The 23,463-nt window shown below is 26.3% G+C and carries 21 protein-coding genes; 18 read left to right on the forward strand and 3 right to left on the reverse strand.

All coding sequences use genetic code 11. The features are described from left to right. The first annotated feature begins 3 nt into the window (after nt 1-3). From BGI42_RS01230 to cwlD, 8 genes are all read left to right on the forward strand, one after another. The gene (locus BGI42_RS01230; protein ID WP_069678594.1) at nt 4-855 is read left to right on the forward strand and encodes an energy-coupling factor transporter ATPase; all 852 of its coding nucleotides are present in this window, start codon (nt 4-6) and stop codon (nt 853-855) included. Then, nucleotides 840-1,697 carry an energy-coupling factor transporter ATPase gene (locus BGI42_RS01235; RefSeq protein WP_069678595.1) on the forward strand — a complete coding sequence of 286 codons (858 nt, stop codon included), beginning with the start codon at nt 840-842 and terminating at the stop codon, nt 1,695-1,697. Before BGI42_RS01230 ends, BGI42_RS01235 begins: the two co-directional genes overlap by 16 nt. 94 nt (nt 1,698-1,791) lie before the next feature. After that, on the forward strand, nt 1,792-2,595 hold the full coding sequence (locus tag BGI42_RS01240; protein WP_069678596.1) for an energy-coupling factor transporter transmembrane component T family protein: 804 nt from the start codon (nt 1,792-1,794) through the stop codon (nt 2,593-2,595). A gap of 16 nt (nt 2,596-2,611) precedes the next feature. Beyond that, nucleotides 2,612-3,346, forward strand: a complete 735-nt coding sequence (gene truA / locus BGI42_RS01245; RefSeq protein WP_069678597.1) for a tRNA pseudouridine(38-40) synthase TruA — start codon at nt 2,612-2,614, stop codon at nt 3,344-3,346. A gap of 158 nt (nt 3,347-3,504) precedes the next feature. Then, nucleotides 3,505-3,939, forward strand: coding sequence for a 50S ribosomal protein L13 (rplM, locus tag BGI42_RS01250; protein WP_069678598.1), 435 nt, complete (start codon nt 3,505-3,507; stop codon nt 3,937-3,939). A 27-nt stretch (nt 3,940-3,966) separates the two neighbouring features. Next, a complete protein-coding gene (gene rpsI, locus BGI42_RS01255; protein ID WP_069678599.1) occupies nt 3,967-4,359 on the forward strand; it encodes a 30S ribosomal protein S9 in 393 nt (130 codons plus the stop codon). 334 nt (nt 4,360-4,693) lie between these two features. Beyond that, a complete protein-coding gene (locus BGI42_RS01260) occupies nt 4,694-6,292 on the forward strand; it encodes a Na/Pi cotransporter family protein (protein ID WP_192875396.1) in 1,599 nt (532 codons plus the stop codon). Nucleotides 6,293-6,506: 214 nt separating this feature from the next. Further along, nucleotides 6,507-7,169, forward strand: coding sequence for an N-acetylmuramoyl-L-alanine amidase CwlD (cwlD, locus tag BGI42_RS01265; protein WP_069678601.1), 663 nt, complete (start codon nt 6,507-6,509; stop codon nt 7,167-7,169). Nucleotides 7,170-7,217: 48 nt separating this feature from the next. Here cwlD and BGI42_RS01270 read toward each other — a convergent pair whose 3' ends face one another. Both BGI42_RS01270 and BGI42_RS01275 read right to left on the reverse strand, forming a co-directional pair. Continuing rightward, nucleotides 7,218-7,976, reverse strand: coding sequence for a hypothetical protein (locus BGI42_RS01270; protein WP_069678602.1), 759 nt, complete (start codon nt 7,974-7,976; stop codon nt 7,218-7,220). Nucleotides 7,977-8,341: 365 nt separating this feature from the next. Further along, nucleotides 8,342-9,199 (reverse strand): YitT family protein, encoded by an 858-nt coding sequence (locus BGI42_RS01275; RefSeq protein ID WP_069678603.1) that lies wholly within the window; start codon nt 9,197-9,199, stop codon nt 8,342-8,344. A 256-nt stretch (nt 9,200-9,455) separates the two neighbouring features. On the opposite strand from BGI42_RS01275, the gene BGI42_RS01280 reads away from it, so the two are divergent. From BGI42_RS01280 to iadA, 10 genes are all read left to right on the forward strand, one after another. Continuing rightward, on the forward strand, nt 9,456-10,172 hold the full coding sequence (locus BGI42_RS01280) for a tetratricopeptide repeat protein (RefSeq protein WP_069678604.1): 717 nt from the start codon (nt 9,456-9,458) through the stop codon (nt 10,170-10,172). A gap of 74 nt (nt 10,173-10,246) precedes the next feature. Beyond that, the gene (locus BGI42_RS01285; RefSeq protein ID WP_069678605.1) at nt 10,247-10,939 is read left to right on the forward strand and encodes a response regulator transcription factor; all 693 of its coding nucleotides are present in this window, start codon (nt 10,247-10,249) and stop codon (nt 10,937-10,939) included. Next, the gene (locus BGI42_RS01290) at nt 10,911-12,749 is read left to right on the forward strand and encodes a sensor histidine kinase (RefSeq protein ID WP_069678606.1); all 1,839 of its coding nucleotides are present in this window, start codon (nt 10,911-10,913) and stop codon (nt 12,747-12,749) included. The genes BGI42_RS01285 and BGI42_RS01290 overlap by 29 nt, the downstream gene beginning before the upstream one ends. 206 nt (nt 12,750-12,955) lie before the next feature. Next, a complete protein-coding gene (locus BGI42_RS01295; RefSeq protein WP_084023895.1) occupies nt 12,956-15,181 on the forward strand; it encodes a ribonucleoside-diphosphate reductase subunit alpha in 2,226 nt (741 codons plus the stop codon). A gap of 317 nt (nt 15,182-15,498) precedes the next feature. After that, nucleotides 15,499-16,533: a ribonucleotide-diphosphate reductase subunit beta gene (locus tag BGI42_RS01300; protein ID WP_069678607.1), complete on the forward strand. Its 1,035-nt coding sequence runs from the start codon at nt 15,499-15,501 to the stop codon at nt 16,531-16,533. Nucleotides 16,534-16,725: 192 nt separating this feature from the next. Continuing rightward, nucleotides 16,726-18,345: a phosphoenolpyruvate--protein phosphotransferase gene (gene ptsP, locus BGI42_RS01305; RefSeq protein WP_069678608.1), complete on the forward strand. Its 1,620-nt coding sequence runs from the start codon at nt 16,726-16,728 to the stop codon at nt 18,343-18,345. A gap of 514 nt (nt 18,346-18,859) precedes the next feature. Beyond that, a complete protein-coding gene (locus tag BGI42_RS01310; RefSeq protein ID WP_069678609.1) occupies nt 18,860-19,393 on the forward strand; it encodes a chromate transporter in 534 nt (177 codons plus the stop codon). 3 nt (nt 19,394-19,396) lie between these two features. Further along, nucleotides 19,397-19,921: a chromate transporter gene (locus BGI42_RS01315; protein WP_069678610.1), complete on the forward strand. Its 525-nt coding sequence runs from the start codon at nt 19,397-19,399 to the stop codon at nt 19,919-19,921. Nucleotides 19,922-20,067: 146 nt separating this feature from the next. Then, nucleotides 20,068-21,345 (forward strand): tetratricopeptide repeat protein, encoded by a 1,278-nt coding sequence (locus BGI42_RS01320; RefSeq protein WP_069678611.1) that lies wholly within the window; start codon nt 20,068-20,070, stop codon nt 21,343-21,345. A gap of 35 nt (nt 21,346-21,380) precedes the next feature. Continuing rightward, complete coding sequence (gene iadA / locus BGI42_RS01325) at nt 21,381-22,553, forward strand: beta-aspartyl-peptidase (protein WP_069678612.1); 1,173 nt, start codon at nt 21,381-21,383, stop codon at nt 22,551-22,553. A gap of 260 nt (nt 22,554-22,813) precedes the next feature. Here iadA and BGI42_RS16655 read toward each other — a convergent pair whose 3' ends face one another. After that, nucleotides 22,814-23,446: a cell wall hydrolase gene (locus BGI42_RS16655; RefSeq protein ID WP_069678613.1), complete on the reverse strand. Its 633-nt coding sequence runs from the start codon at nt 23,444-23,446 to the stop codon at nt 22,814-22,816. Nucleotides 23,447-23,463: the final 17 nt, after the last annotated feature.

A 23,463-nucleotide genomic window follows, 5' to 3' on the forward strand; every position in this document is an offset into this window, starting at 1 on the left:
ACAATGAATCAGGAAATGGTTAATTGCACTGATGTATCCTTCAAATATATTAGAAATGAAGAAGGTACAAGAGAAGAAAAATACGCACTTAAAAATGTTAACCTTACCGTTAAGAAAGGGGAATTTTTAGTAGTATTAGGTCATAATGGCTCAGGAAAATCTACCATAGCTAAACATATGAATGCATTACTTACACCAAGTAGTGGTACTGTAATAGTAGATGGTTTAAATACTAGTGATCAAAATAATTTATGGGAAATAAGATCTAGAGCTGGAATGGTGTTTCAAAACCCAGATAACCAATTAGTAGCAACAATAGTTGAAGAAGATGTAGCTTTTGGACCAGAAAATTTAGGGGTAGAATCAAAAGAAATAAGAAGACGAGTTGATGATAGTTTAGAAAAAGTTGGTATGAGTGAATATAAAAGACATGCACCACATCTTTTATCAGGTGGTCAAAAACAAAGAATTGCAATTGCAGGTATTTTAGCAATTCAACCTAAATGTATAATATTTGATGAGCCAACGGCTATGTTAGATCCATCAGGTAGAAAAGATGTTTTAAAAACTATAAAGGATATAAATAAAAATTATGGTATTACTATAGTTTTGATAACACATTATATGGATGAAGCAGCTCAAGCTGATAGAATTATCGTTATGGATGGTGGCGAAGTTAAAATGGAAGGAACACCAAAAGAAATTTTTCCACAGGTTGAAATGATGAAAAATATAGGTTTAGATGTTCCTCAAGTTACAGAATTAACTTATGAACTTAGAAAAAAAGGAATAAATATTCCAAAAGAAATATTAAATGTAGATGAGATGGTGAACGCGATATGTCAATTAAAGTAGAAAATTTAAAACATATATATATGCCTAAAACACCTTTTGAAAAAGTTGCATTGGATAATGTTAATATAGAAATAAAAGATGGAGAATTTGTAGCGTTAATTGGACATACAGGTTCTGGAAAATCTACTTTTATTCAACATTTAAATGGATTATTAGAAGCGACAAGTGGAACTATAATAGTTGATGGACTGGATATAACAAAAAAAGAAGTAAATTTAACTGATGTAAGAAAAAAAGTTGGTCTTGTATTTCAATATCCTGAATATCAAATATTTGAGGAAACTATAGCTAAAGATATAGCTTTTGGGCCTAAAAATTTAGGACTAAGTGATGATGAAATAAGTAATAGAGTAATTGAATCAATGAATATGGTGGGATTGGATTATGATACATATAAAGATCAATCTCCCTTTGATTTAAGTGGAGGACAAAAAAGAAGAGTAGCTATAGCTGGTGTTATTGCTATGAAACCAACTACATTAATATTGGATGAACCCACAGCAGGATTAGATCCTAAAGGAAGAGATGATATATTAGAACAAATCTCTAAACTTCATAAAAAATATAATATGACTATAATTTTAGTTAGCCATAGTATGGAAGACGTAGCCAAGATAGCAGAAAGAATAGTTGTTATGAATCATGGTGAGGTTGCATTACAAGGTAAACCGTCAGAAGTATTTAAAGAAGTAGAAAAATTAGAAAAAATAGGGCTTGGGGTTCCTCAGGTTACATATTTAGTAAGAGAACTTAGGAAAAAAGGTATTGAAATATCAGATGATGTTTTTACAATAGAAGGTGCTAAAAAGGAATTACTAAGAATTTTAAAAGACAAGAATTAAATAGTTATAGATTATATTACTCTTAAATAGGAGAGGAGGAATTTTGCTAAATCACATATTAAAACAAGTGATTATTAGCAATAATTAAATTAATATGTTAAAGGATATTACTATAGGACAATATATACCAGGGGAATCATTTATCCATAAATTAGATCCAAGAACTAAAATAATGATTTCTATACTTTTTATTGTGTGTCTATTTATAATAAATAAATTTATTGGATATACATTTATATTTTTATTTTTAGCTTCAATAATATTAATTGCAAAAATTCCATTAAGATTTATTTTCAATGGATTAAAACCAGTATTTTTATTAATTGCATTAACTGCTATATTGAATATTTTTATGATTAAAGGTACTCCAGAAACATTTATATACAGTATAGGATTTTTATCTATATATGTAGAAGGTGTTAAATTAGCAGGATTTATGGCGTTAAGATTAATATTTTTAATAGTTGGAACATCTATACTAACTTTAACTACTTCACCAATAGAATTAACAGATGGGATAGAAAAGTTGATAAGACCAATAGGAAAAGAAATGGCACATGAACTTGCTATGATGATGACAATAGCATTAAGATTTATTCCAACACTTATGGACGAAACAGATAAAATAATGAAAGCCCAAAAAGCGAGAGGTGCTGACTTTGAATCTGGAAATATAATAAATAAAGCTAAAAGTTTAGTTCCGTTACTAGTGCCACTATTTATAAGTTCTTTTAGAAGAGCAGATGAGTTAGCTATGGCTATGGAAGCTAGAGGTTATAGAGGTGGAGCAGGTAGAACAAGAATGAAAATTCTTAAATTTACATCAAAGGATACAGTTGCAGCAGTTGTATTTTCTTTACTTATATTATGGAGTTTAGCTGTAAGATTTATCTTATAATTTAAAGAGGAAACATATGAGAAATATAAAATTAATAATTGAGTTTGATGGTACTAATTTTTGTGGATGGCAAAGACAAATTAAGGATAGAACTGTTCAGGGATGTTTAGAAAATGCTATTTTTAAGATAACAGGAGAAAAGAGCTTAACTAATGGTAGTTCTAGAACTGATGGTGGAGTTCATGCAAAAGCTATGGTAGCTAATTTTTTTACTAATAGCAAGATACCAGGAGAAAAATTTAGAGAAGCGTTAAATACTAAATTACCTGATGATGTTGCAATAATAAAATCAGAAGAAGTAGATGTAGATTTTCATGCAAGATATTCTTCTAAAGGCAAGATGTATTCATACACAATTATTAATAGATATGAAAAATTATCTTTTGGAAGACAGTATGTACATCATGTTAGAAAAGAATTAAATGTTGAAAATATGAAAAAAGCATGTGAATATTTTACAGGAAAACATGATTTTAAAGCATTTATGTCACCAGGAAGTTCTGCAAAGACAACTATTAGAACTATACAAGAATTTTATATAGAGCAAAATGAAAATATGATAAAAATCTTTGTAAGCGCTGATGGTTTTTTATATAATATGGTAAGAATAATAGTGGGAACATTAATTAATGTAGGAATAGGTAAAACAAAACTTGAAGAAGTAAAAGATATAATAAATGATGGAGTTAGGAAAAGAGCTGGTATGTGCGTACCACCTAATGGACTAGTATTAGAAAAAGTTTTTTATTAAATATTATAAAAAATCTTGACACGCCCGTAAGCGTGTATTATAATAAGTTTGTTTGTTAAAAGATTTATGTATATAAGATCCACTAGCCCCGGGTCTTGACATAAAAGTGCATACAAAAATTAATGTATGCCATAATGTAAGTTCAGGGAGGGAAAGAGATGAAATCATACATTGCGAAAGCACAAGAAGTTGAAAGAAAATGGTATGTTGTTGATGCTGCTGGTAAGCCACTAGGAAGAGTTGCTAGCCAAGTTGCTTCAATTCTAAGAGGAAAAAATAAACCAACATTTACACCAAATGTTGATTGCGGAGATTTCGTTGTAGTAATCAATGCTGAAGAAGTTGTTTTAACTGGTAAAAAGTTAGATCAAAAAATGTTAAGAAAGCATAGTTTTTATCCAGGTGGATTAAAGGAAACTCCTTACAGAGAAGTATTAGCTAAGAAGCCTGAATTCGCTTTTGAAGAAGCTGTTAGAAGAATGCTTCCAAAAGGAGTATTAGGAAGACAAATGCTAAAGAAATTAAAAGTATATAGAGGCGCTGAACATAATCATGCAGCTCAAAAACCAGAAGTACTAGAATTAAAGTACTAATAAGATCTCGGGAGGAGGAAATAGAAAATGGCAAAAGTTCAATACATGGGTACTGGAAGAAGAAAGAAATCAGTTGCAAGAGTTAGACTTGTACCAGGAAACGGTAAAGTTACTGTAAATAAAAGAGATATCGAAACATTCTTTGGTTTAGAAACTTTAAGAGTTATAGTTAATCAACCATTAGTTTTAACTGCAACTAAAGATAAGTTTGACGTTTTAGTAAATGTTCACGGTGGTGGATTTACAGGTCAAGCAGGAGCTATCAGACACGGTATAGCTAGAGCATTAGTTAAATCTGATGAAGCTTTAAAATCAGACTTAAAGAAGGCTGGATTCTTAACTAGAGATCCAAGAATGAAGGAAAGAAAGAAATACGGTCTTAAAAAAGCAAGAAGAGCTCCACAATTCTCAAAGAGATAGGAACTTATATATTGCAAGAAAAGGGGGAGGATTTGTTTCTCTTCCTTTTTTTTTATCTTTAACAATATCTATAAAATAATTTTAAATTGGAAAATAGTTAATAAAAATATAAGGAGAGTTATAAATTCCTATTAAGTTAGTTATAATAACAAAAAATAAATTTTCTTCAAAAATGACATAATAAAAATTGATTACAATAAAAATATAAAGTTTTATATTAAAACTAGGTTAAAAATCACTCTAAAATATTAACATTATGTAAAAAATCATGTACACTAAATAATGTTGATAAATAAAATAAGTGAAGGGGACAAATAATTTGGAATCTATAATAATGATTATAATAAAATTAATGGGTGGCTTAGGCTTATTTATTTATGGTATGAAATTAATGGGTGACGGGTTAGAAAATGCAGCAGGAGATGGACTGAAAAAAATTCTTGAAAAAGTAACAAGCAATCCAATATCAGCTGTTTTTATTGGAGCTGTAGTTACTGCTGTAATTCAAAGTAGTAGTGCAACTACTGTTATGGTAGTTGGATTTGTTAATGCAGGACTTATGAATTTAGTCCAAGCAGCAGGAATCATTATGGGAGCTAATATAGGAACAACAATAACGGCTCAATTAGTATCATTTAAATTAGATGAAATAGCACCACTATTTGTATTTGCTGGGGCTGCTATGGTTATGTTTGTAAGGGGAAAAAAGAGAAAAGATATAGGAAATATAATTTTAGGTTTTGGTATCCTATTTACAGGAATGGGCATAATGAGTGCTTCAATGAAACCATTAACAAGTACTCCTGTATTTTCTGATTTTATAGTATCTATAGGCAATAACTGGTTTATTGGAGTAATAGCAGGAGCTGCTATAACAGCAATACTTCAAAGTTCATCAGCAACAACAGGAATATTAGTAGCATTAGCTAGTGCAAATGCAATTGATATAAGAATAGCTTTACCAATTATATTTGGATGTAACATAGGAACATGTATAACTGCTATGATTGCAAGTGTTGGAACTAACAAGACAGCACATAAGGCAGCAATATTACATTTAATATTTAATGTTGCAGGTACTGTATTATTCTTACCATTCTTAGGTATTCTTGGTGATTTTGTATCTACGGTTAGTAATGATGTAAGTAGACAAATTGCTAATGCACATACAGTATTTAATTTAGTAAATACTGCAGTATTATTACCACTTAATAAATATATAATAAGGTTTGTTAATAAGTTAATACCAGGAGAAGATGATATAGAGAAAAAAGGTCCTAAATATATAGACAATAGGCTTTTAGAAACTCCTGTTATTGCAGCAGGACAAGTTATAAAAGAAACTATAAGAATGGCTAATAAAGCTAGAAAAAACTTAGAATTGTCTATGAAATCATTTATTGATAATGATGATACTTTAGTTAAGCAAGTGTATGAAAATGAAGAGATAATTAATATTTTAGAAGAAAGTATAACAGCTTATTTAGTTAAACTATCTAAATGTGATTTATCAGATAAAGAAAAAGGAATAGTAGCATCTACTTTCCATGTAATTATAGATATTGAAAGAATAGGAGATCATGCTAAAAATATTGCAGAATTAGCTAATCAAAAAATACATAAAAAACTTAAATATAGTGAAGAAGCTATAAGAGAATTAGATGATATATATAATAAAACAGTTGAAGCATTAGAGATTGCAATTAATTCATATGCATCAAGAGATTTTGACAAAGCAAAAACTATCATAGAAGTAGAAAGAAAAATAGATACATATCAAAAAACTTATAGAGATAAACATATTCAAAGACTTTATGATGAAAAATGTAATGCATATGCAGGGGCTATTTTCTTAGATTTAGTTAATAATTTTGAGCGTATAGGAGATCATTCAACTAATATAGCTGAAAGCGTAATAGAAAATTATAAGTAATTTGAAAGCATATCAAATAATAAATTAAAATATTATTTGATGTGTTTTTTTATTTATTTCCACATGCCTGAAATAAAATTTTAATAGTATACCCAAATACATCCTTAGATATATTAATAAAAAACTATTATAGTATTTATACATTGTTTGAATAAATAAAATTAATGCAACAAATAATATATTGTATAAGAGTTCTTTATTGGAGGTATTGTTTATGAAAATGAGAAGAGTATTATCAATATTTTGTATATTATTTATTGTATTTGCATTGCCAATAAAAGCAATGTCAAAAGAAAGTGAAGCAAAACATATAATTTTAATAGATCCAGGTCATGGTGGTATAGATGGTGGAGCTAAATCTAAGAATGGTACTGTTGAAAAAGATATAAATTTATCTATAAGTTCAAAGTTAAAGAATAAACTAGAAGAGGAAGGTTATATTGTTTATTTAACTAGAGAAGGGGATACAGAGTTAGATAGAAAAAAAGTAAATGATTTAAATGCAAGATGTAAAATGAAAAAAGATAAAAATTGTGAAGTTTTTATATCTATTCATCAAAATATGTTTCCACAACCTAATTGTTTTGGAGCACAAGTATGGTATTCTAATAATGATAAAAGTAAGGTTTTAGCTAATAATATACAAACATCATTAAAGTCCAATATAGATAATGGAAATAAGAGAGTCGCAAAAGCTGCTAAAGATAATTATAAAATATTGAGAGATGGCTATGATGGAGCTTGTGTATTAGTTGAATGTGGTTTTTTATCTAATAGTAAAGAGGAACAGAATCTAAAAAGTGATGAATATCAAGAAAAAATATCTAAAAGTATTTTAGAAGCTATTAATTCTTATTTTGAATCATCTAATAAATAAAAATATATCTCAAAATGATTAACAATCGTTTTGAGATATATTTTTATATTATTTTTCATCTACTTTATTTTGAACATTAGAAAAATTATAGGACAATGTGGAGTCACTATTTAAGGTTAACCAAAAAGTTTTTCCTTTGGTTAGATATAATAGAGAATTTCTTTTAAACTCTTTAAATAAGCCATTAGAATATACGTAAAAAGTATTTTCTTTTTGAGAGCTAGCATCTATTACTATATTTTTATATGTTATCGGAAATTTTGCACATATACTAATGCCTTGCAAGCCATTATAAAAGTAATGATACTCATTATTATAATAAAGGAAATTTGAAAAACTCGAATCAATATTTACTACTGATATAGTATCGATATAATTATTATTAAATTTATTTTTTAAGTCATTATAATTTAAAAAATTTATTTTAGGAAAATCTTTCTCATCAATATAAGATATAACTTCCATAGATGAGTCTTTTATAAAATTATTATTTGAAAATACAGCAGAATAATTAAATTGATGATTGGATGAATCATAATCTAACATTAATATATCAGCACTTGATATTGAACTCAATTTGTTTATATCATTTTCTTTAAATTTTATTTTATATGATGAGTTTATATTAAAATCGTTACTAATGTTATCTATTGTTTTATTAACGCGAAAACTATTTTTATAAGAAGTTTTATTAAAAAATTGATTATTTAACAATAAAATACTGTTGTATATTATAAGAACAATTAAAAATACTGTTAATATATAAATAATATTTCTAATTAATTTGTTTAAATTAATATTCTTCATTTTACACTCCTTAATAAAGTATTATGTTTAATTATAGTAATAAAATTTTTAAAATATGAAATTTTTATTATTATAATTAAATAAAAATAAAGTAGAATAGGATAAGAGATGTATTTATTTTTATAGGCCTAATTAAGGTTTAAGAATAGGATATTAAGAAGGATTTTTAGGAAAATTAGTAAACAGTGATCTTTTAAGAGGTGTTAATACGAAGGATAAGCATTAGGAGATAATACTGTTTGGTAAAAATATCAGGCAAATTAGTACTATAATTACAAAAGAATAATATATGCAAAAATAAAAGAAGAGCTATCATCAGCTGATAATTTTTCAAATAATCAATTGATGAGAGCTCTTCTTTAATACTAAATATTTTTAAAACCTTTGCCTTTAACTTCAGATATATCTACTATAGTGATAAATGCTGTTGGATCTATATTATGGATAGATGTTTTTAAATTTAGCATTTGTCTAGTTGTAACTATACAATAAAGCATCTTCTTTTTGTGATGAGTATATTCTCCTTCAGCAACTAAAGAGGTTACTCCTCTATGTAAATCAGTTATAACATAATTTATAACCTCTTCTTCTTTTTCTGTTAGAATAAGTAATAATTTTTTACTGCTTAACCCTTTTAATACGTTGTCTAATACAATACCTTGAGTAAATACTGATATCAATGTATATAGTGCTTGAGGTAATCCAAATATGATTGCTCCAATTATAATTATTATGCAATTTAAAGAAAAACCTAAGCTACCAATATTAAAGTTGGAATATTTTTTTCTTATAAGCATAGTTATTACATCTGTTCCACCAGTTGAACCATGTCTTAGAAATACTAATCCATATCCTATGCCACATAAAACACCACCATATATACAATAAAGAAGTATATCATTTATATATATAATATTTGTAAAAGGCCTTGTTAAAATTAAAGATAATGATAAAGAAATCATTCCTATTGCTGTGTATATAGTGAAATTTTTATCTAGTTTTTTATAACTTAATAATAATAGAGGCATGTTTATAATAAATACACCGATACCAGAAGGTAGTCCAGTAGTATATTCTAGTATAAGTGCAATACCTGTAGCACCTCCACTTAATAGTTTGGCATGAGACAAGAATAGATTTACACCTAGAGAAGCTATAAGACATCCTAAAAAAATAAATGCAGTATCAATGATTATGTTTTTGTATTTGCTGATCGTACCCATCAAAATTACTCCTTTGAATATATATAAATTGAGTGTATTAAATATTAATACACTTTATAGAATAAAAATCAAGTTACGTATATACCATAACATATTTTTTGTAATAATGTGTAGTAATAATTGAAAACATTAGTATTATAATAGATAATATCTTTATAAATTAATTGTTTTAAATTAGTTTAATACTTTAGTTGTATCTTTTTATTATTTTATTAAAAGTTAATTATCAATTTAAAATATAGTTAGGAGAAGTAATATGATAAGAACAAAATTACCAGGAAGCAAAAAGATTAAAATAATAATTTTATTAATATTATTAGTGATAACTTTAGTAATATTATTATTTGAAGGAATTAATAATCACGGAAATAGAAATATTATTGATAAAGAGAATATTGAAAATGCTCAGATATTAGATGGAAATAGTAATATAAATAATGATAATAATAAAGTACAAGAAGGTAAGAATGAAATTACAGAAAATGAAAAAGAAAATAAATTATATAATGAAGCGTATACATTGTTTTTTTCAAGAGAATATAATAAATCTATTAAAAAATCAAATGAGATTATAAAAGAGTTTCCAAATAGTGCAAAAGGATATAATATAAGAGGAATAGCTAAATCTTATAGTGAAAGTTTTGAAGCAGGTATAAAAGATATAGACAAAGCATTAGAAATTCAACCACAATATGGGTATGCAATTTTTAATAAAGCTTTAACTTATGAGTTATATGGAAAACTAGATGAAGCATTATTGTGGTATAATAAAAATTTAGAGATAGAAAATTATATATGGACTTATTATGGTATAGCATCTATATATGGAAGAAGAGGGGATGTTAAAAATACTATAAAATATTTAAGTAAAGCAATAGAAATAGATGGAGTTGTAAAAAATCAAGCAAAAGAAGAGGATGATTTTAATCCAGTAAGAGATGCTAAAGAATTTCAAGACTTAATTAGTAATTAATAAGCCTAATTTGATATAAATAGAATTTTTAATTTCATGTGTAAATAAATATTAAGATTGGGAGTTGATAAATTATGTATAACGTATTGGTTGTAGATGATGAAAAAGAAATAAGAGATGCAATTGAAATATATTTAAGAGGAGAAAATTTAAAAGTTTTTAAGGCAGCAGATGGATTAGAAGCATTAGAAATTCTTAATAATGAAAAAATACATGTACTTGTATTAGATATAATGATGCCTAAACTTGATGGTATAAGAACATGCCTGAAAATAAGAGAAACAGAAAATTTACCTATAATCATGTTATCAGCAAAAGGTGAAGATTCAGATAAAATTCTTGGCTTAAATGTTGGAGCTGATGATTATATAACAAAACCTTTTAATCATTTAGAATTAGTTGCTAGAGTTAAATCTCAATTAAGAAGATATGACAAGCCTTTAAATATAGAAGATGAGGAGCAAGTAATAACAGTAAAAGACTTAGTTATAGATACAGTATCTAAGAGTATTACTGTAAGAGGAGAAGAAATAAAAGCAACAGCTACAGAATATAAAATATTACATCTATTAGCTTCAAACTTAGGTAAGGTATTTTCAATAAAAGAAATATATGAAAAAGTATGGGAAGAACCATTTTATAAGAGTGAAAATACAGTTACAGTTCATATAAGAAGAATAAGAGAAAAGATTGAGATAAACACTAAAGAGCCTGAATATATTAAGGTGGTGTGGGGAATTGGCTATAAAATTGAAAAAGAGAATTAAAAATTATTTAAGAGGAATATATCTAATAGATATACTACTTATAATATTAATATCAGGAATATTATTTTCGGCAGCTTTAGAATATAAAGATTTTATTAAACAAAATAATAATGTAAATTTAATTAAATCTGTATTTAATGAAAAAGAATATGAAACAAAGAAACTATGTGAAGATAGTAAAGCATTTTCTCAATTAATATATGAAACTACAGATGGATTATATGATTTATTAACTGGAAGTAACGAAATAAAAGAAAAAATAGGTCAGTTAATGAAGTATTTTAATAGTAATGTAGAGGAATACAATAGTCATTTAAAATTAAGAGATAATGTTTATTTTATAATTAGAAATAAATATACTAAAGAGCTATATACAAATGATCCATTTTTAGATTCATCCATTAAATACATAAAGGAAAATCAAATAGACAATTTATTAAATAATAGGTTTAAGAAACAGGGAGTAGTAAGTGTACGATTTGATAATGAAAAAGAATTTAATTATTTGGTTAACAAGGGATCAGTAAACTATTTAGATGATACAATTAAAAATTTTGAAGAAGTTTATTATACCTCTACAGATACTTATAAAGAAGAAATGATGGCAATAAGAAAGCAAATAATAAGCTTATCCCTTTTATTTTTAATTTATGTATTTTTAATTATTAAGATATTATTAGTAATAGCTAGAAGAGGAAATAAAGAAGAAAAAATAAAATCTAATATAATAAATAGCATAATTTTCGTTTTAAAAAATGGATTTAAGTATAGGGAAACAAGTAAAACATTATTAATATCATTAGCAATAATAATAATAATATTAATAACTTATCTTTATTTCCTTGCAATAGGTGGATATGAAAATAATATTTTTGTAAGATTTTTTAAAACATATCCATTTAAAGGAGCTATTTCAATAATAACAGCTTTAATTTTAATGGTAATATTTACGGTTAAGAAGACATTAGATATTGCAGTTATTAATGAAGGACTTAAAAAATTAAATGAGGGTAATTTAGATGAAGATATACCTGTTTTTGGTTCAATAACTATTAGAGAGTTGATTACTAATATTAATTTAATAAAAGAAGGATATAAGAATTCTTTATATGAAAGAGTAAAGGATGAAAAACTAAAGACTGAATTGATATCAAATGTATCACATGATCTGAAAACGCCATTAACTTCTATAATAAATTATGTAAATATATTAAAAAATAAAGATATTACAGAAGAAGAACGAAAAGATTATTTAGCAATACTAGATTCAAAATCATTAAAATTAAAATCATTAATTGACGATTTATTTGAAATGTCAAAAATAAATAGTGGGAAAATAGTATTAAATAAAGATAAATTAGATATTTTATCTCTTATACATCAAGGAATAGGGGAATATAGTTTTCTTTATGAACATAAAAATATAAACTTTAAAGTTATTAGTAATGAAGAAGAAATATTTGTGGAATTAGATGGAAGGTTAATTTCTAGAGCAATAGAAAATATAATAATTAATGCATTAAAATATTCATTGGATAATACAAGAGTTTATATAGAAGTTGAAAAAAATAATGATAATGTTGAAATTGTAGTAAAGAATATATCAAATTACGAAATGGATTTTGATGAAGAAGAAATATTTGAAAGATTTGCTAGAGCAGATAAATCAAGAAATTCAAGTGTTGAAGGCTCTGGGTTGGGTTTAGCTATAACAAAAAGTATAGTTGAATTACATGACGGTAAAACTAAAATAGAAAGAGAAGGCGATATGTTTAAGATATATATAATATTGCCTTTGAAGAATAAATAATATTAATAAATAAAATTTATTGATTAAGTGGTTAATTCATAGCAAATTGAAGATTAACCACTTTTTTTGTAAATAAAATATGTTTTTTAGAGTTTTACAATTATAATATTAGCAATTATACTATAAACGTTAAAACGATATGTTGTATGTTAAATATAAATAATAAAAATATATACACAATATGTAGTAGAGGAGCGGGAATATTGATTTTGAAGAAACTTTGCGATTTAGCATTAAACGGAATTAAAGATAATGATGGTACATATACAGAAGAAAAATTATTAAAATCATTGGAACATATAATGAGGGATGGAATGGATATTAGTGAACTTAGAAAATCTTTAATTCAGGTTTCTTTAGATTTAACTAATGATATGGAACCTAATTGGCAGTATGCAGCATCAACAATATATATATATGAGCTTTATGATAAAGTAAGAGAAAATAGAAATTTAGATTCAGATAAAAATTTATATGATAATTATTATGAATTTATAAAGGAGTTAACAGAAAGAAATCTTTATGGAGAATATATTTTAGAAAATTATTCAAAGGAAGATATACTAAAACTTCAAAAAGAAATTAAACCAGAGAGAGATTTTCTATTTAACTATAGCGGAATAGATCTTGTGGCAAAAAGATATTTGGTTCAAGATTACAATAGAAAAATTATAGAACTTCCACAACAAATGTTTATGGGAATTGCTATGCATCTTGCTATTCCAGAAGTTAAAGAAAAAAGAGTATATTGGGCAAAAAGATTTTATAATGTTTTAAGTCAACTTAAGGCTACAATGGCAACTCCAACAATGTCAAATGCTAGAAAGCCGTTTTATCAATTAAGTTCTTGTTTTATTGATACTGTTGATGATAGCTTAGAAGGAATATATAAATCCTTAGATAACTTTGCTAAAGTTTCAAAATTTGGTGGTGGAATGGGTATATATATAGGGAAAATTAGAGCATTAGGTTCTCCGATTAGAGGATTTAAAGGGGCATCAGGTGGAGTGATTCCATGGGTAAAACTATTTAATGATACAGCAATTGCAGTAGATCAATTAGGAGTTAGAAATGGATCAGTAGCAATATGGCTAGATGCTTGGCATAAGGATATACCTGAATTTTTGCAAATTAGAACCAATAATGGAGATGATAGAAAGAAGGCTCATGATGTATTTCCTGGAGTTTGTTATCCAGATTTATTTTGGAAGCTTGCTGAAGAAAATATAGATAGTGATTGGCATATGATGTGTCCTCATGAAATAAAAACAGTAAAAGGATACTCACTTGAAGATTTCTATGGTAAAGAATGGGAAGAAAAATATTTTGAATGTGTTAAAGATGATAAGATTGAAAAAAGAAGCATTAAAATTAAAGATTTAGTAAGACTGATAATTAAAAGTGCAGCAGAAACAGGAGCACCTTTCGCATTTTTTAGAGATACAGCAAACAAAATGAATCCTAATAAACATAAAGGAATGATATATTCTTCAAATTTATGTACAGAAATTATGCAGAATATGAGTGCAATGAAAGTTAATGGAGATACTACAATTAAAGATAATGATAAATATACAGTAATGCAAAATATACAGGCAGGGGATTTTGTTGTTTGTAATCTTTCATCATTAGTGCTTGGAAATATAGATGTACTTAATGATGAAGAATTAGAATATGTTGTTGAAACACAAATAAGAGCTATGGATAATGTAATTGACTTAAATTACTATTCAGTTCCATTTGCTGAAATAACTAATAAAAGATATAGAGGAATAGGACTTGGAACAAGTGGTTATCACCATATGTTAGCTAATAATAAAATTCATTGGACAGAAGAAAAGCATAAAACATTTGTTGATAATGTATATGAAAGAATTAATTATTATTCAATAAAAGCCAGTATGAATTTATCTAAGGAAAAAGGAAAATACCAATTGTTTGATGGCTCAGATTGGGAAAATGGAATGTACTTTGAACTTAGAGGATATAGTGATGAAAAGTGGGATAATTTAAGAAAAAATGTTAAGGAATTTGGTATGAGAAATGGATACTTAATTGCTGTAGCTCCGAATGGATCAACTGCAACTATTGCAGGAACTTCAGAAGGCATTGATCCGATAATGGCTAGATTTTATTTAGAAGAAAAGAAGGGTATGATAATTCCTAAGACAGCACCAAATCTTTCAGAAGATAATTATTGGTATTATAATACTGCCTATAATTTAGAACAAGGTTGGTGTGTAGAAGTAAATGGAGTTCGTCAAAGACATATAGATCAAGGACAATCATTTAATTTATATATAACAACTCAATATACAATGAGACAAATAATGAATTTATATATAAAAGCATGTAAATGTGGAGTTAAATCTATCTATTATGTAAGGTCTAAATCTTTAGAAGTAACAGAATGTGAAAGTTGCTCAGCATAAGTAGGAGCTTAAAAGTAAATGTTGAAATTTTATATTTGGCAATTTGAACTTATGCAATGAATAAAATAAATTAAGAATTGATATTGGAAAGTGGAGAGTTGATTAAAAAATTCTTTAGGGAATTTTGAAATATATATTTTCAAAAAAAATTTAGGATTTTTAACTAAAATTCTAAGCTTTTCAATTATCCACTCTCAACTAAAAAAAGGGTGGAGCTTTTTGTTCGTATTTAAGAAAAGATAGTGTAAAGTACACTATGAAAAAATAACACAAAAAATAAAATAACTAGATGATTAATAAAATGGGGAGAAATAATTATGGAAGTAAAGAAAAAACCACTATTTAATGAATTTGGAGATAGAGATCCAGGATTAAAAAGAATTATAAATGGAAATACAACTAATTTAAATGATTTTAATAATATGAAATATACATGGGCTTCTGAATGGTACAGACAAGGAATGAATAATTTTTGGATACCAGAAGAAATTAATTTATCACAAGATTTAAAAGATTACAAAAAGCTTTTACCAGAAGAAAGAACTGCTTATGACAAAATATTATCATTTTTAATATTTTTAGATTCTATACAAACAGCTAATTTAAGTAATATAAATAGTTATATTACAGCAAGTGAAATAAACTTATGTCTAACTATTCAAAGCTTTCAAGAAGCTGTTCATTCTCAAAGTTATAGCTATATGCTTGATAGTATATGTTCACCAGAAGAAAGAAATGAAATACTATATCAATGGAAAGATGATGAAATTTTACTAAAGAGAAATAAGTTTATAGGCGATTTATATAATGAGTTTATAAATAATCCTAATGAATATAACTTAATAAAAACATTAATGGCCAATTATATATTAGAGGGAATATACTTCTATTCAGGATTTATGTTTTTTTACAATTTAGAAAGAAATGGTAAAATGCCTGGTTCAGCTCAGGAAATTAGATATATAAACAGAGATGAAAACACTCATTTATGGTTATTTAGAAATATAATAAAAGAATTACAAAATGAAAACTCAGAAAGTTTTACAACTGATTTAAAAAATGAACTTAGAGAAATGATGCGTACTGGTGTTGAAAATGAAATATTATGGGGACATTATGTAATAGGAGATAAAATTCAAGGAATAAATAAAAAACTAATTGAAGATTATATAAAATATTTAGGAAATAAGAGACTTAAGGAAATAGGTCTAGAACCATTGTTTTCAGGTTATGATGAAAATCCAGCTACATGGGTTGATATTGTTGCTAATTCTAATTCTGTAAAAACTGATTTTTTTGAAGCTAAATCGACAGCTTACGCGAAAGTTTCTACTTTAATTGATGATTTATAAAATAATTTGAGAATTTTTGAAAAATTTTTTATAAAATTAGCAATAAGCTATTAAATATTTTAAAAATTATGTTATAATAACTAAAGTTAGAATTTTAAATCTAGAAGTTATTCTCAAATAACATAATGGATTAATGACCATAGATTAAGTTATAAAAAACAATTTCAAAATATCGAGGAGGAGTTTTTAGAGATGAAAAAAGGTATTGCTGCATCTAAAGGATATGCAATAGGAAAAGCATTTTTAACTGAAAATGAAGAAATAGTTATAACTGACGCTTTAATTAGTGATATAGAAAGTGAAAAAGAAAAATTACAAAAAGCATTAGATGATTCAAAATCACAATTACAAGCTATTAAAGATAAAGCTGAAAAAGAAATGGGAGCAGAAAAAGCTGCTGTTTTTGAAGCACATATTACATTATTAGATGACCCAGAATTTACTGGAGCAATGATGAGTGAAATAGAAACAAACAGTCTTAATGGATTAAAATCTATAGAAAATGTTACAAACAGTTTTGTAACTATATTTGAATCTATGGATAATGATTATATGAGAGAAAGAGCAGCAGATATAAAAGACGTATCAAAAAGAATAATATCTAATTTTGCTGGTAAAGGTGGAGATGCTTTTGCCATTAATGAAAACAATACCGTAATCGTTGCACATGATTTAACACCATCTGATACTGCTCAATTAGATAGAAGTAAAGTAGTAGGATTTATTACTAACATAGGCGGAAGAACTTCACATGCTGCTATTATGGCTAGAACATTAGAAATACCTGCAGTACTTGGTTTAGGTAACATCACTGAAATCGTTAAGACAGGAGATATGGTTATTGTTGACGGATTAACTGGAGACGTAATCATAAACCCATCAGAAGAAGTTTTAGCAGATTACAGAGCTAGACAAGAAAAGTTTAAAGCAGAACAAGAAGAACTAAAGAAATTAATAGATGTAAAAACAACTACTAAGTCTGGTAGAAGAATAGAAGTTTGCGGAAACATAGGTAAACCAGAAGATGTACTTGGTGTTATAGCAAATGGTGGAGATGGTGTAGGATTATTCAGAACTGAATTCTTATACATGGATAGAGATAGTGCTCCAACAGAAGAAGAACAATTTGAAAGTTACAAATTTGTTCTTGAAAAAATGGAAGGTAATCAAGTTGTTATAAGAACTCTTGATATTGGTGGAGATAAGACTCTTCCATACTTACCATTACCAGAAGAAATGAATCCATTCTTAGGATATAGAGCAATAAGACTTTGCTTAGATAGAAAAGAAATATTTAAGGTTCAATTAAGAGCATTATTAAGAGCTTCTGTATATGGTAACCTTTGTGTTATGTTCCCTATGATTTCAGGATTAGAAGAATTCTTACAAGCTAAAGAAGTAGTTGAAGAATGTAAAGCTGAATTAAAAGCAGAAGGAAAAGAATACTCAGAAAATATTCAATGGGGTATAATGGTTGAAATTCCTGCAGCAGCAGTTTATGCTGATGAATTAGCTAAACATGTTGATTTCTTCTCAATAGGGACAAATGATTTAATTCAATATACATTAGCAGCTGATAGAATGAGCGAAAAAGTTTCATATCTTTATAATCCAATGCATCCAGCAGTACTTAGATTAATAAAAATGACTATTGATGGTGCACATAAACATGGAAAATGGGTTGGAATGTGTGGAGAAATGGCTGGAGATGAAGCAGCTATACCAACATTAGTTGAATATGGATTAGATGAGTTCTCAATGAGTGCTACATCAATATTAAATGCTAAGAAAATAATTTTAGAACAAGAATAATAATATTTAGGCACATTCAAATAAATAGTCATTATGCTAGTTTATTTTGTGAACTATCACTTCTTTGGAGACTACTAATAGCAAAACTATTATAAGAATCCAAATCATTGTATTTCACAAAATATACGTGACATCTTTGACTTGTTATTTATTTTCATATGCCTTAACATAATTAATAAAAAGATGGAGTTTTACTCCATCTTTTTTTATTTTTAGGAAGTTATATAAATTTTAAAGCTTGAAAAGCTGATAAGATCTAAGTTGAAGTAAATATTAGCTGAGAGGGGAGATTGAAGAATTAAAGATTTAAGGAAAAAATTCTTAGTGAAATTTTAAAATACATATTTTTTATATGATTATTTCTGTACTATATTTGAAAAATATGTATGGCTAAAAAATTTATCCTCTAAAATTACTTAATGATTTTTTATAAAAATTATTAAGTAATTTTAATAATATAGTTTGTTTAATGATAAAATAATTAATAGCAAAATTTATAAGTGGAGGATTATATATGAATAAAATTTTAGAAATGTTTATATCATTTTTCAAAATTGGTGCCTTTACTTTTGGTGGGGGATATGCAATGATTCCTTTAATAGAAGAAGAGGTTGTTAATAAGAAAAAATGGCTTACTAAAGAGGAATTTATGGATTTTTTAATAGTATCCCAAAGTTTACCAGGTGCATTGGCAATAAATTGCTCTGCATTTATTGGGCAAAAGATAGGTGGAATGCTAGGAGAAGTAGTAGCTATATTAGCAGTAACATTACCATCATTTTTTATAATAATTTTAATTGCAACATTTTTTATGCAATTTAGGAATAATTATTTTGTTAATTTAGCCTTTAAAGGAATAAATGCAGCTGTACCAATGTTGGTTTTGTTTGGTGTAATAAGTTTATCAAAAGGTGTAAAAAAGAATTTAAGAACATTAATAATGATAATTTTAGCACTTATAGCATTAATAATATTTAATATTCATCCAGTAATTGTTATCTTAGTGTCAGCAATATATGGAATGATATTTTTAAGAGAGAAGGTATAAACTATGATATTATTGAAATTATTTATATCCTTTTTTAAGATTGGAGCATTTAGTTTTGGTGGAGGATATGCCATGATTCCATTTATTAAAAAGGAGATAATAACCAATAATTCATGGCTTACAATAAGTGACTTTATGGATATCATAGGTATATCACAAATGACACCGGGACCAGTATCTATTAATTCAGCTACTTTTGTTGGATTTAAAGTATCAGGGATTTTAGGTAGCCTATTTGCCACTATAGGTATAATAACTATATCATTTATATTAGTTACTATATGCTCAAAAACTTTGGAGAAATTTAAAGATTCTAATTTGGTAAAAAGTGCATTACTTGGGATGAGGCCTATATTAATAGCTCTTATACTTCAAGCGTTTTTTGATTTAGCTAAAGAATCTTATGTAGATATAAAGTCAATAATAGTTACTTTAATAATTGGAGCATTATTATTATCTCGTAAAATTCATCCAATAATATGTGTACTTATATCAGCAATATTAGGAATATTATTTTGGAGTTTTTAATTTAAAAAATATTTTAGCAAACAATAAAAATATATAAAAAAACATAGTTTGATTTATAATTTTTCTGTTAATCAATACTATGTTATTCTTATACTATACTTAGATTAATTAAAAATTTATACGTATTTACAATAAAGGGGAATAATATGAAAAAAGCAAGTAAAAGGTATTATGATAAAGCTATAAAATATTATCAGAATGGAGAACTATCTAAATCTTTAAAAATATGTGAAGAAGGATTATCTTGTAATTTAAAGAATCCATCTATATTAAATCTAAAAGGACTTATATTATATCAGCAAGGTAAACTAAAAGAAGCTATTACAGTATGGAAAATTAACAAAGACATTAATAATAATGAGATATCTAAGAATTATATAAATAGTGCTAAAGAAGATGAAGTAAGGGTAGAATTATATGAACTTGGAGAGAAAAAATTAAAAGAATTAAAAATAGGTGAAGCAATAGCAATATTTAAAAAGTGTAAAGAAAGTGATTTTAACTGTATAAAGGTAAATACAGCTCTAGCATTATGTTATCAAAAAAAAGGCGAAATAAATAAGTGTATAACATATATGAATAAAGTTTTGTCTACAGATAAAAACTATATTGTAGCAAAACAAATAAAAAAGCAATTAATAGAAATCAAAGCATATAAAAAGGATTCTAATGGTCTTATAAAATGGATTATAGGGATTTTAATGGCATTTATATTTGCAACAACTATCTATGTATTTAAAGATAATTTTAAAATTAATAATAAAAAAGATAGTAATACACAAATAAGTCAAGAAGAGGTAAATATAAACAAATCAGAAGTAACAAATACTGAAGAAGTAAAAGAACCTGAATCAAAAATTCCAGAAGAAACTATTTCAGAATCAACTGTTAATGAAGAAAAGAAAAAAGCACAATTAGATTTAAACAGATTGAATGAGTATTTAGAAAATGCAGAATTTGATAATATTTATTATGTTTTAGAAAATGTAAATGAACAGGATATCCCAAATGATTATAAAGGGGTATATAGAAAATGTATAAATTTATTAAAGACTTCAGGAATTGAAGAATTTTATAGAAAGGGAATGGAAGAGTATAATAAAGAAAATTATGAAAATGCTAATGTTGAATTTAATAAAGCATATACATATAGTAATGGCAATTATTTAAGAGAACATATTGTATTTTATAATGCAGTTACTTTAGAGCAATTAAATAATTTCGATGAAGCAATAAAATTATATGAATTATATTATGAAGAATATCCTAATAGCTCATATACAGATAATGCATTATATAATCTTTCATTAATACTTAGTTCTATTAATAAAGAAAAAAGTGTTTACTATGCCAGTAAATTGGTAGATAATTTTCCTGACTCAATGTATATTAATGAAACAATAAACCAAATATTAAATAGTTAATTTAAGATAAAAAATTAATATGGGATGTGATAGTAATGATATCAGTAATCAAGGATATTAAGGTATATGCTCCTGAGTATTTAGGTATAAGAGATATTGTAATAGCAGGAGGAAAGATAGAAGGAATTTATGAGAACATAGATATATCAGATACTTTCATAAAGATTAATGTAATAAACGGAAAAAATAAGATTATATTTCCAGGATTTATAGATAGTCATGTACATCTTATTGGAGGTGGTGGTGAAGGTGGCTATAGAACACGTACACCAGAACTTCAATTATCTAATTTAACATCAAGTGGAATAACAACAGTAGTTGGATGTATTGGGACTGATAGTGAGTGTAGAAGTATAAAATCTTTAATAGCAAAAGTAAAATCCTTAAAAGAAGAAGGAATATCTGCATATTGTTATACAGGATCATATGCTATTCCTGTAAAAACATTAACTGACGTTATTGAAAGAGATTTAATGCTAATTGAAGAAATAATAGGTGTTGGAGAAATAGCATTATCAGATAATAGAAGTTCAGAACCTAGTTATGAAGAATTTGTTAAATTAGTAGCACAATCTAGGGTTGGAGGAATACTATCTGGTAAATCAGGAGTTGTAAATGTGCATATAGGTCAAGGAAAAAGAAAACTTGATTATTTATTTAAATTAATAAAAGAATCAGATATACCAGTTTCTCAACTATTACCTACTCATATTAATAGAAATATTAATTTATTTATTGAAGGATTAAATTATGTAAAAGAAGGTGGTTTTATAGATTTAACCACAAGTAGTGACGTGAACTTTTTAGAAGATGGAGAACTTACAGCTTCACAAGGATTAAAAAAGTATATCGAATCAGGATTACCAATAAAAAATATAACATTTTCATCTGATGGTAATGGAAGTATGCCAAAGTTTAATGAAAATAAAGAAATGATAGGTCTTGGAATTTGTTCTGTAGAATCTCTTTATACTCAAGTAAAAGAAAGCATAAAAAAATATAATACACCTATTGAAACAGCCATAAAAGTTATAACATCAAATGTAGCAGATATATTAAAATTGTACAATAAAGGAAGAATATTAGCAGGAAAAGATGCAGATTTAGTAATAGTTGATGAGGATTCTTTAGATATAGATATAGTTATATCTAATGGAATAAAGATGGTTGAAGATGGTGAATGTATAATAAGAGGAACATTTGAATAAAGATGTTTTCATTAATAATAAAAGAGTAACTTATAGTTAAATAATTTGAAGAAATAACGACCTAATCAATTTAATTGTATGATTTGGTCGTTATTTTTTAGGCACATTCAAATAAATAACTAGTCAGTATGCTAGTTTATTTTGCGAACTACTTCTTCCTTAAAACCTACTAATAGCACACTATTAGTAGAACCAAAGTCAGTTTATTTTACAAAATATCCGTTGCATCTTTAACTTGTTATTTATTTTCATATACCTTATTAAGATTTAATTTTGAAAAATGTATGATGTCCTATTGTTTTTGTATCTTGTTTTTGAGTTTGATGCATCCATGCACAAGTTGCTGTACTTGGATTATAAAAAAATAAAGCTTCGTTTGTAGGATCATACCCTTTTATAGCATCATAGACGGCATTATAGCATGTTTGATTTGGATTAGCTTTGATTTTTCCATTTTTAACACATGAAAAAGCATTTTTCTGAAAGATTACTTCTCTTATTGAATTTGGAAAGTTTGGACTCATAACACGATTTAAAACAACTGATGCAACGGCTACTTTTCCATCATAAGGTTCACCAATACTCTCTGCATAAACTAGCTTAGCCATTAATTCAATATCATTTTCCGTTATATAGAGTTTTTTTGTATTATAACTAAAAACTTCTACTGTAGATTCATCTAAAATATTTTTATTTATAGTATTGTTATTTAATTGTGCATTACATTGAGTTTCAATGTTTATATTATTTAAATAAGTTTCATTGCTTTCATGTCTAGATATAAGATTAGTATGAAAATTGTTACTTAATACTTCAGCATAAGCAACTTTGTTATTAATAACGGAAAGATATAGCATTAAATTAATTATGAAAAGACTATATATTTTTTTCATAAAAAATCCTCCTCTGG

This window comes from Clostridium taeniosporum (assembly GCF_001735765.2).
In the GTDB taxonomy this organism is placed as follows: Bacteria; Bacillota; Clostridia; order Clostridiales; family Clostridiaceae; genus Clostridium; species Clostridium taeniosporum.

Bases quoted from the DNA above. Each gene is read 5' to 3' on its own strand.
- BGI42_RS01315 (WP_069678610.1), top strand. From the start codon at position 19,397: ATGATATTATTGAAATTATTTATATCCTTTTTTAAGATTGGAGCATTT.
- rplM (WP_069678598.1), top strand. From the start codon at position 3,505: ATGAAATCATACATTGCGAAAGCACAAGAAGTTGAAAGAAAATGGTAT.
- BGI42_RS01240 (WP_069678596.1), top strand. From the start codon at position 1,792: ATGTTAAAGGATATTACTATAGGACAATATATACCAGGGGAATCATTT.
- BGI42_RS01280 (WP_069678604.1), top strand. From the start codon at position 9,456: ATGATAAGAACAAAATTACCAGGAAGCAAAAAGATTAAAATAATAATT.
- rpsI (WP_069678599.1), top strand. From the start codon at position 3,967: ATGGCAAAAGTTCAATACATGGGTACTGGAAGAAGAAAGAAATCAGTT.
- BGI42_RS01320 (WP_069678611.1), top strand. From the start codon at position 20,068: ATGAAAAAAGCAAGTAAAAGGTATTATGATAAAGCTATAAAATATTAT.
- BGI42_RS01230 (WP_069678594.1), top strand. From the start codon at position 4: ATGAATCAGGAAATGGTTAATTGCACTGATGTATCCTTCAAATATATT.
- ptsP (WP_069678608.1), top strand. From the start codon at position 16,726: ATGAAAAAAGGTATTGCTGCATCTAAAGGATATGCAATAGGAAAAGCA.
- truA (WP_069678597.1), top strand. From the start codon at position 2,612: ATGAGAAATATAAAATTAATAATTGAGTTTGATGGTACTAATTTTTGT.
- BGI42_RS01270 (WP_069678602.1), bottom strand. From the start codon at position 7,976: ATGAAGAATATTAATTTAAACAAATTAATTAGAAATATTATTTATATA.
- cwlD (WP_069678601.1), top strand. From the start codon at position 6,507: ATGAAAATGAGAAGAGTATTATCAATATTTTGTATATTATTTATTGTA.
- BGI42_RS01275 (WP_069678603.1), bottom strand. From the start codon at position 9,199: ATGGGTACGATCAGCAAATACAAAAACATAATCATTGATACTGCATTT.
- iadA (WP_069678612.1), top strand. From the start codon at position 21,381: ATGATATCAGTAATCAAGGATATTAAGGTATATGCTCCTGAGTATTTA.
- BGI42_RS01310 (WP_069678609.1), top strand. From the start codon at position 18,860: ATGAATAAAATTTTAGAAATGTTTATATCATTTTTCAAAATTGGTGCC.
- BGI42_RS16655 (WP_069678613.1), bottom strand. From the start codon at position 23,446: ATGAAAAAAATATATAGTCTTTTCATAATTAATTTAATGCTATATCTT.
- BGI42_RS01285 (WP_069678605.1), top strand. From the start codon at position 10,247: ATGTATAACGTATTGGTTGTAGATGATGAAAAAGAAATAAGAGATGCA.
- BGI42_RS01300 (WP_069678607.1), top strand. From the start codon at position 15,499: ATGGAAGTAAAGAAAAAACCACTATTTAATGAATTTGGAGATAGAGAT.
- BGI42_RS01235 (WP_069678595.1), top strand. From the start codon at position 840: ATGTCAATTAAAGTAGAAAATTTAAAACATATATATATGCCTAAAACA.
- BGI42_RS01260 (WP_192875396.1), top strand. From the start codon at position 4,694: ATGATTATAATAAAATTAATGGGTGGCTTAGGCTTATTTATTTATGGT.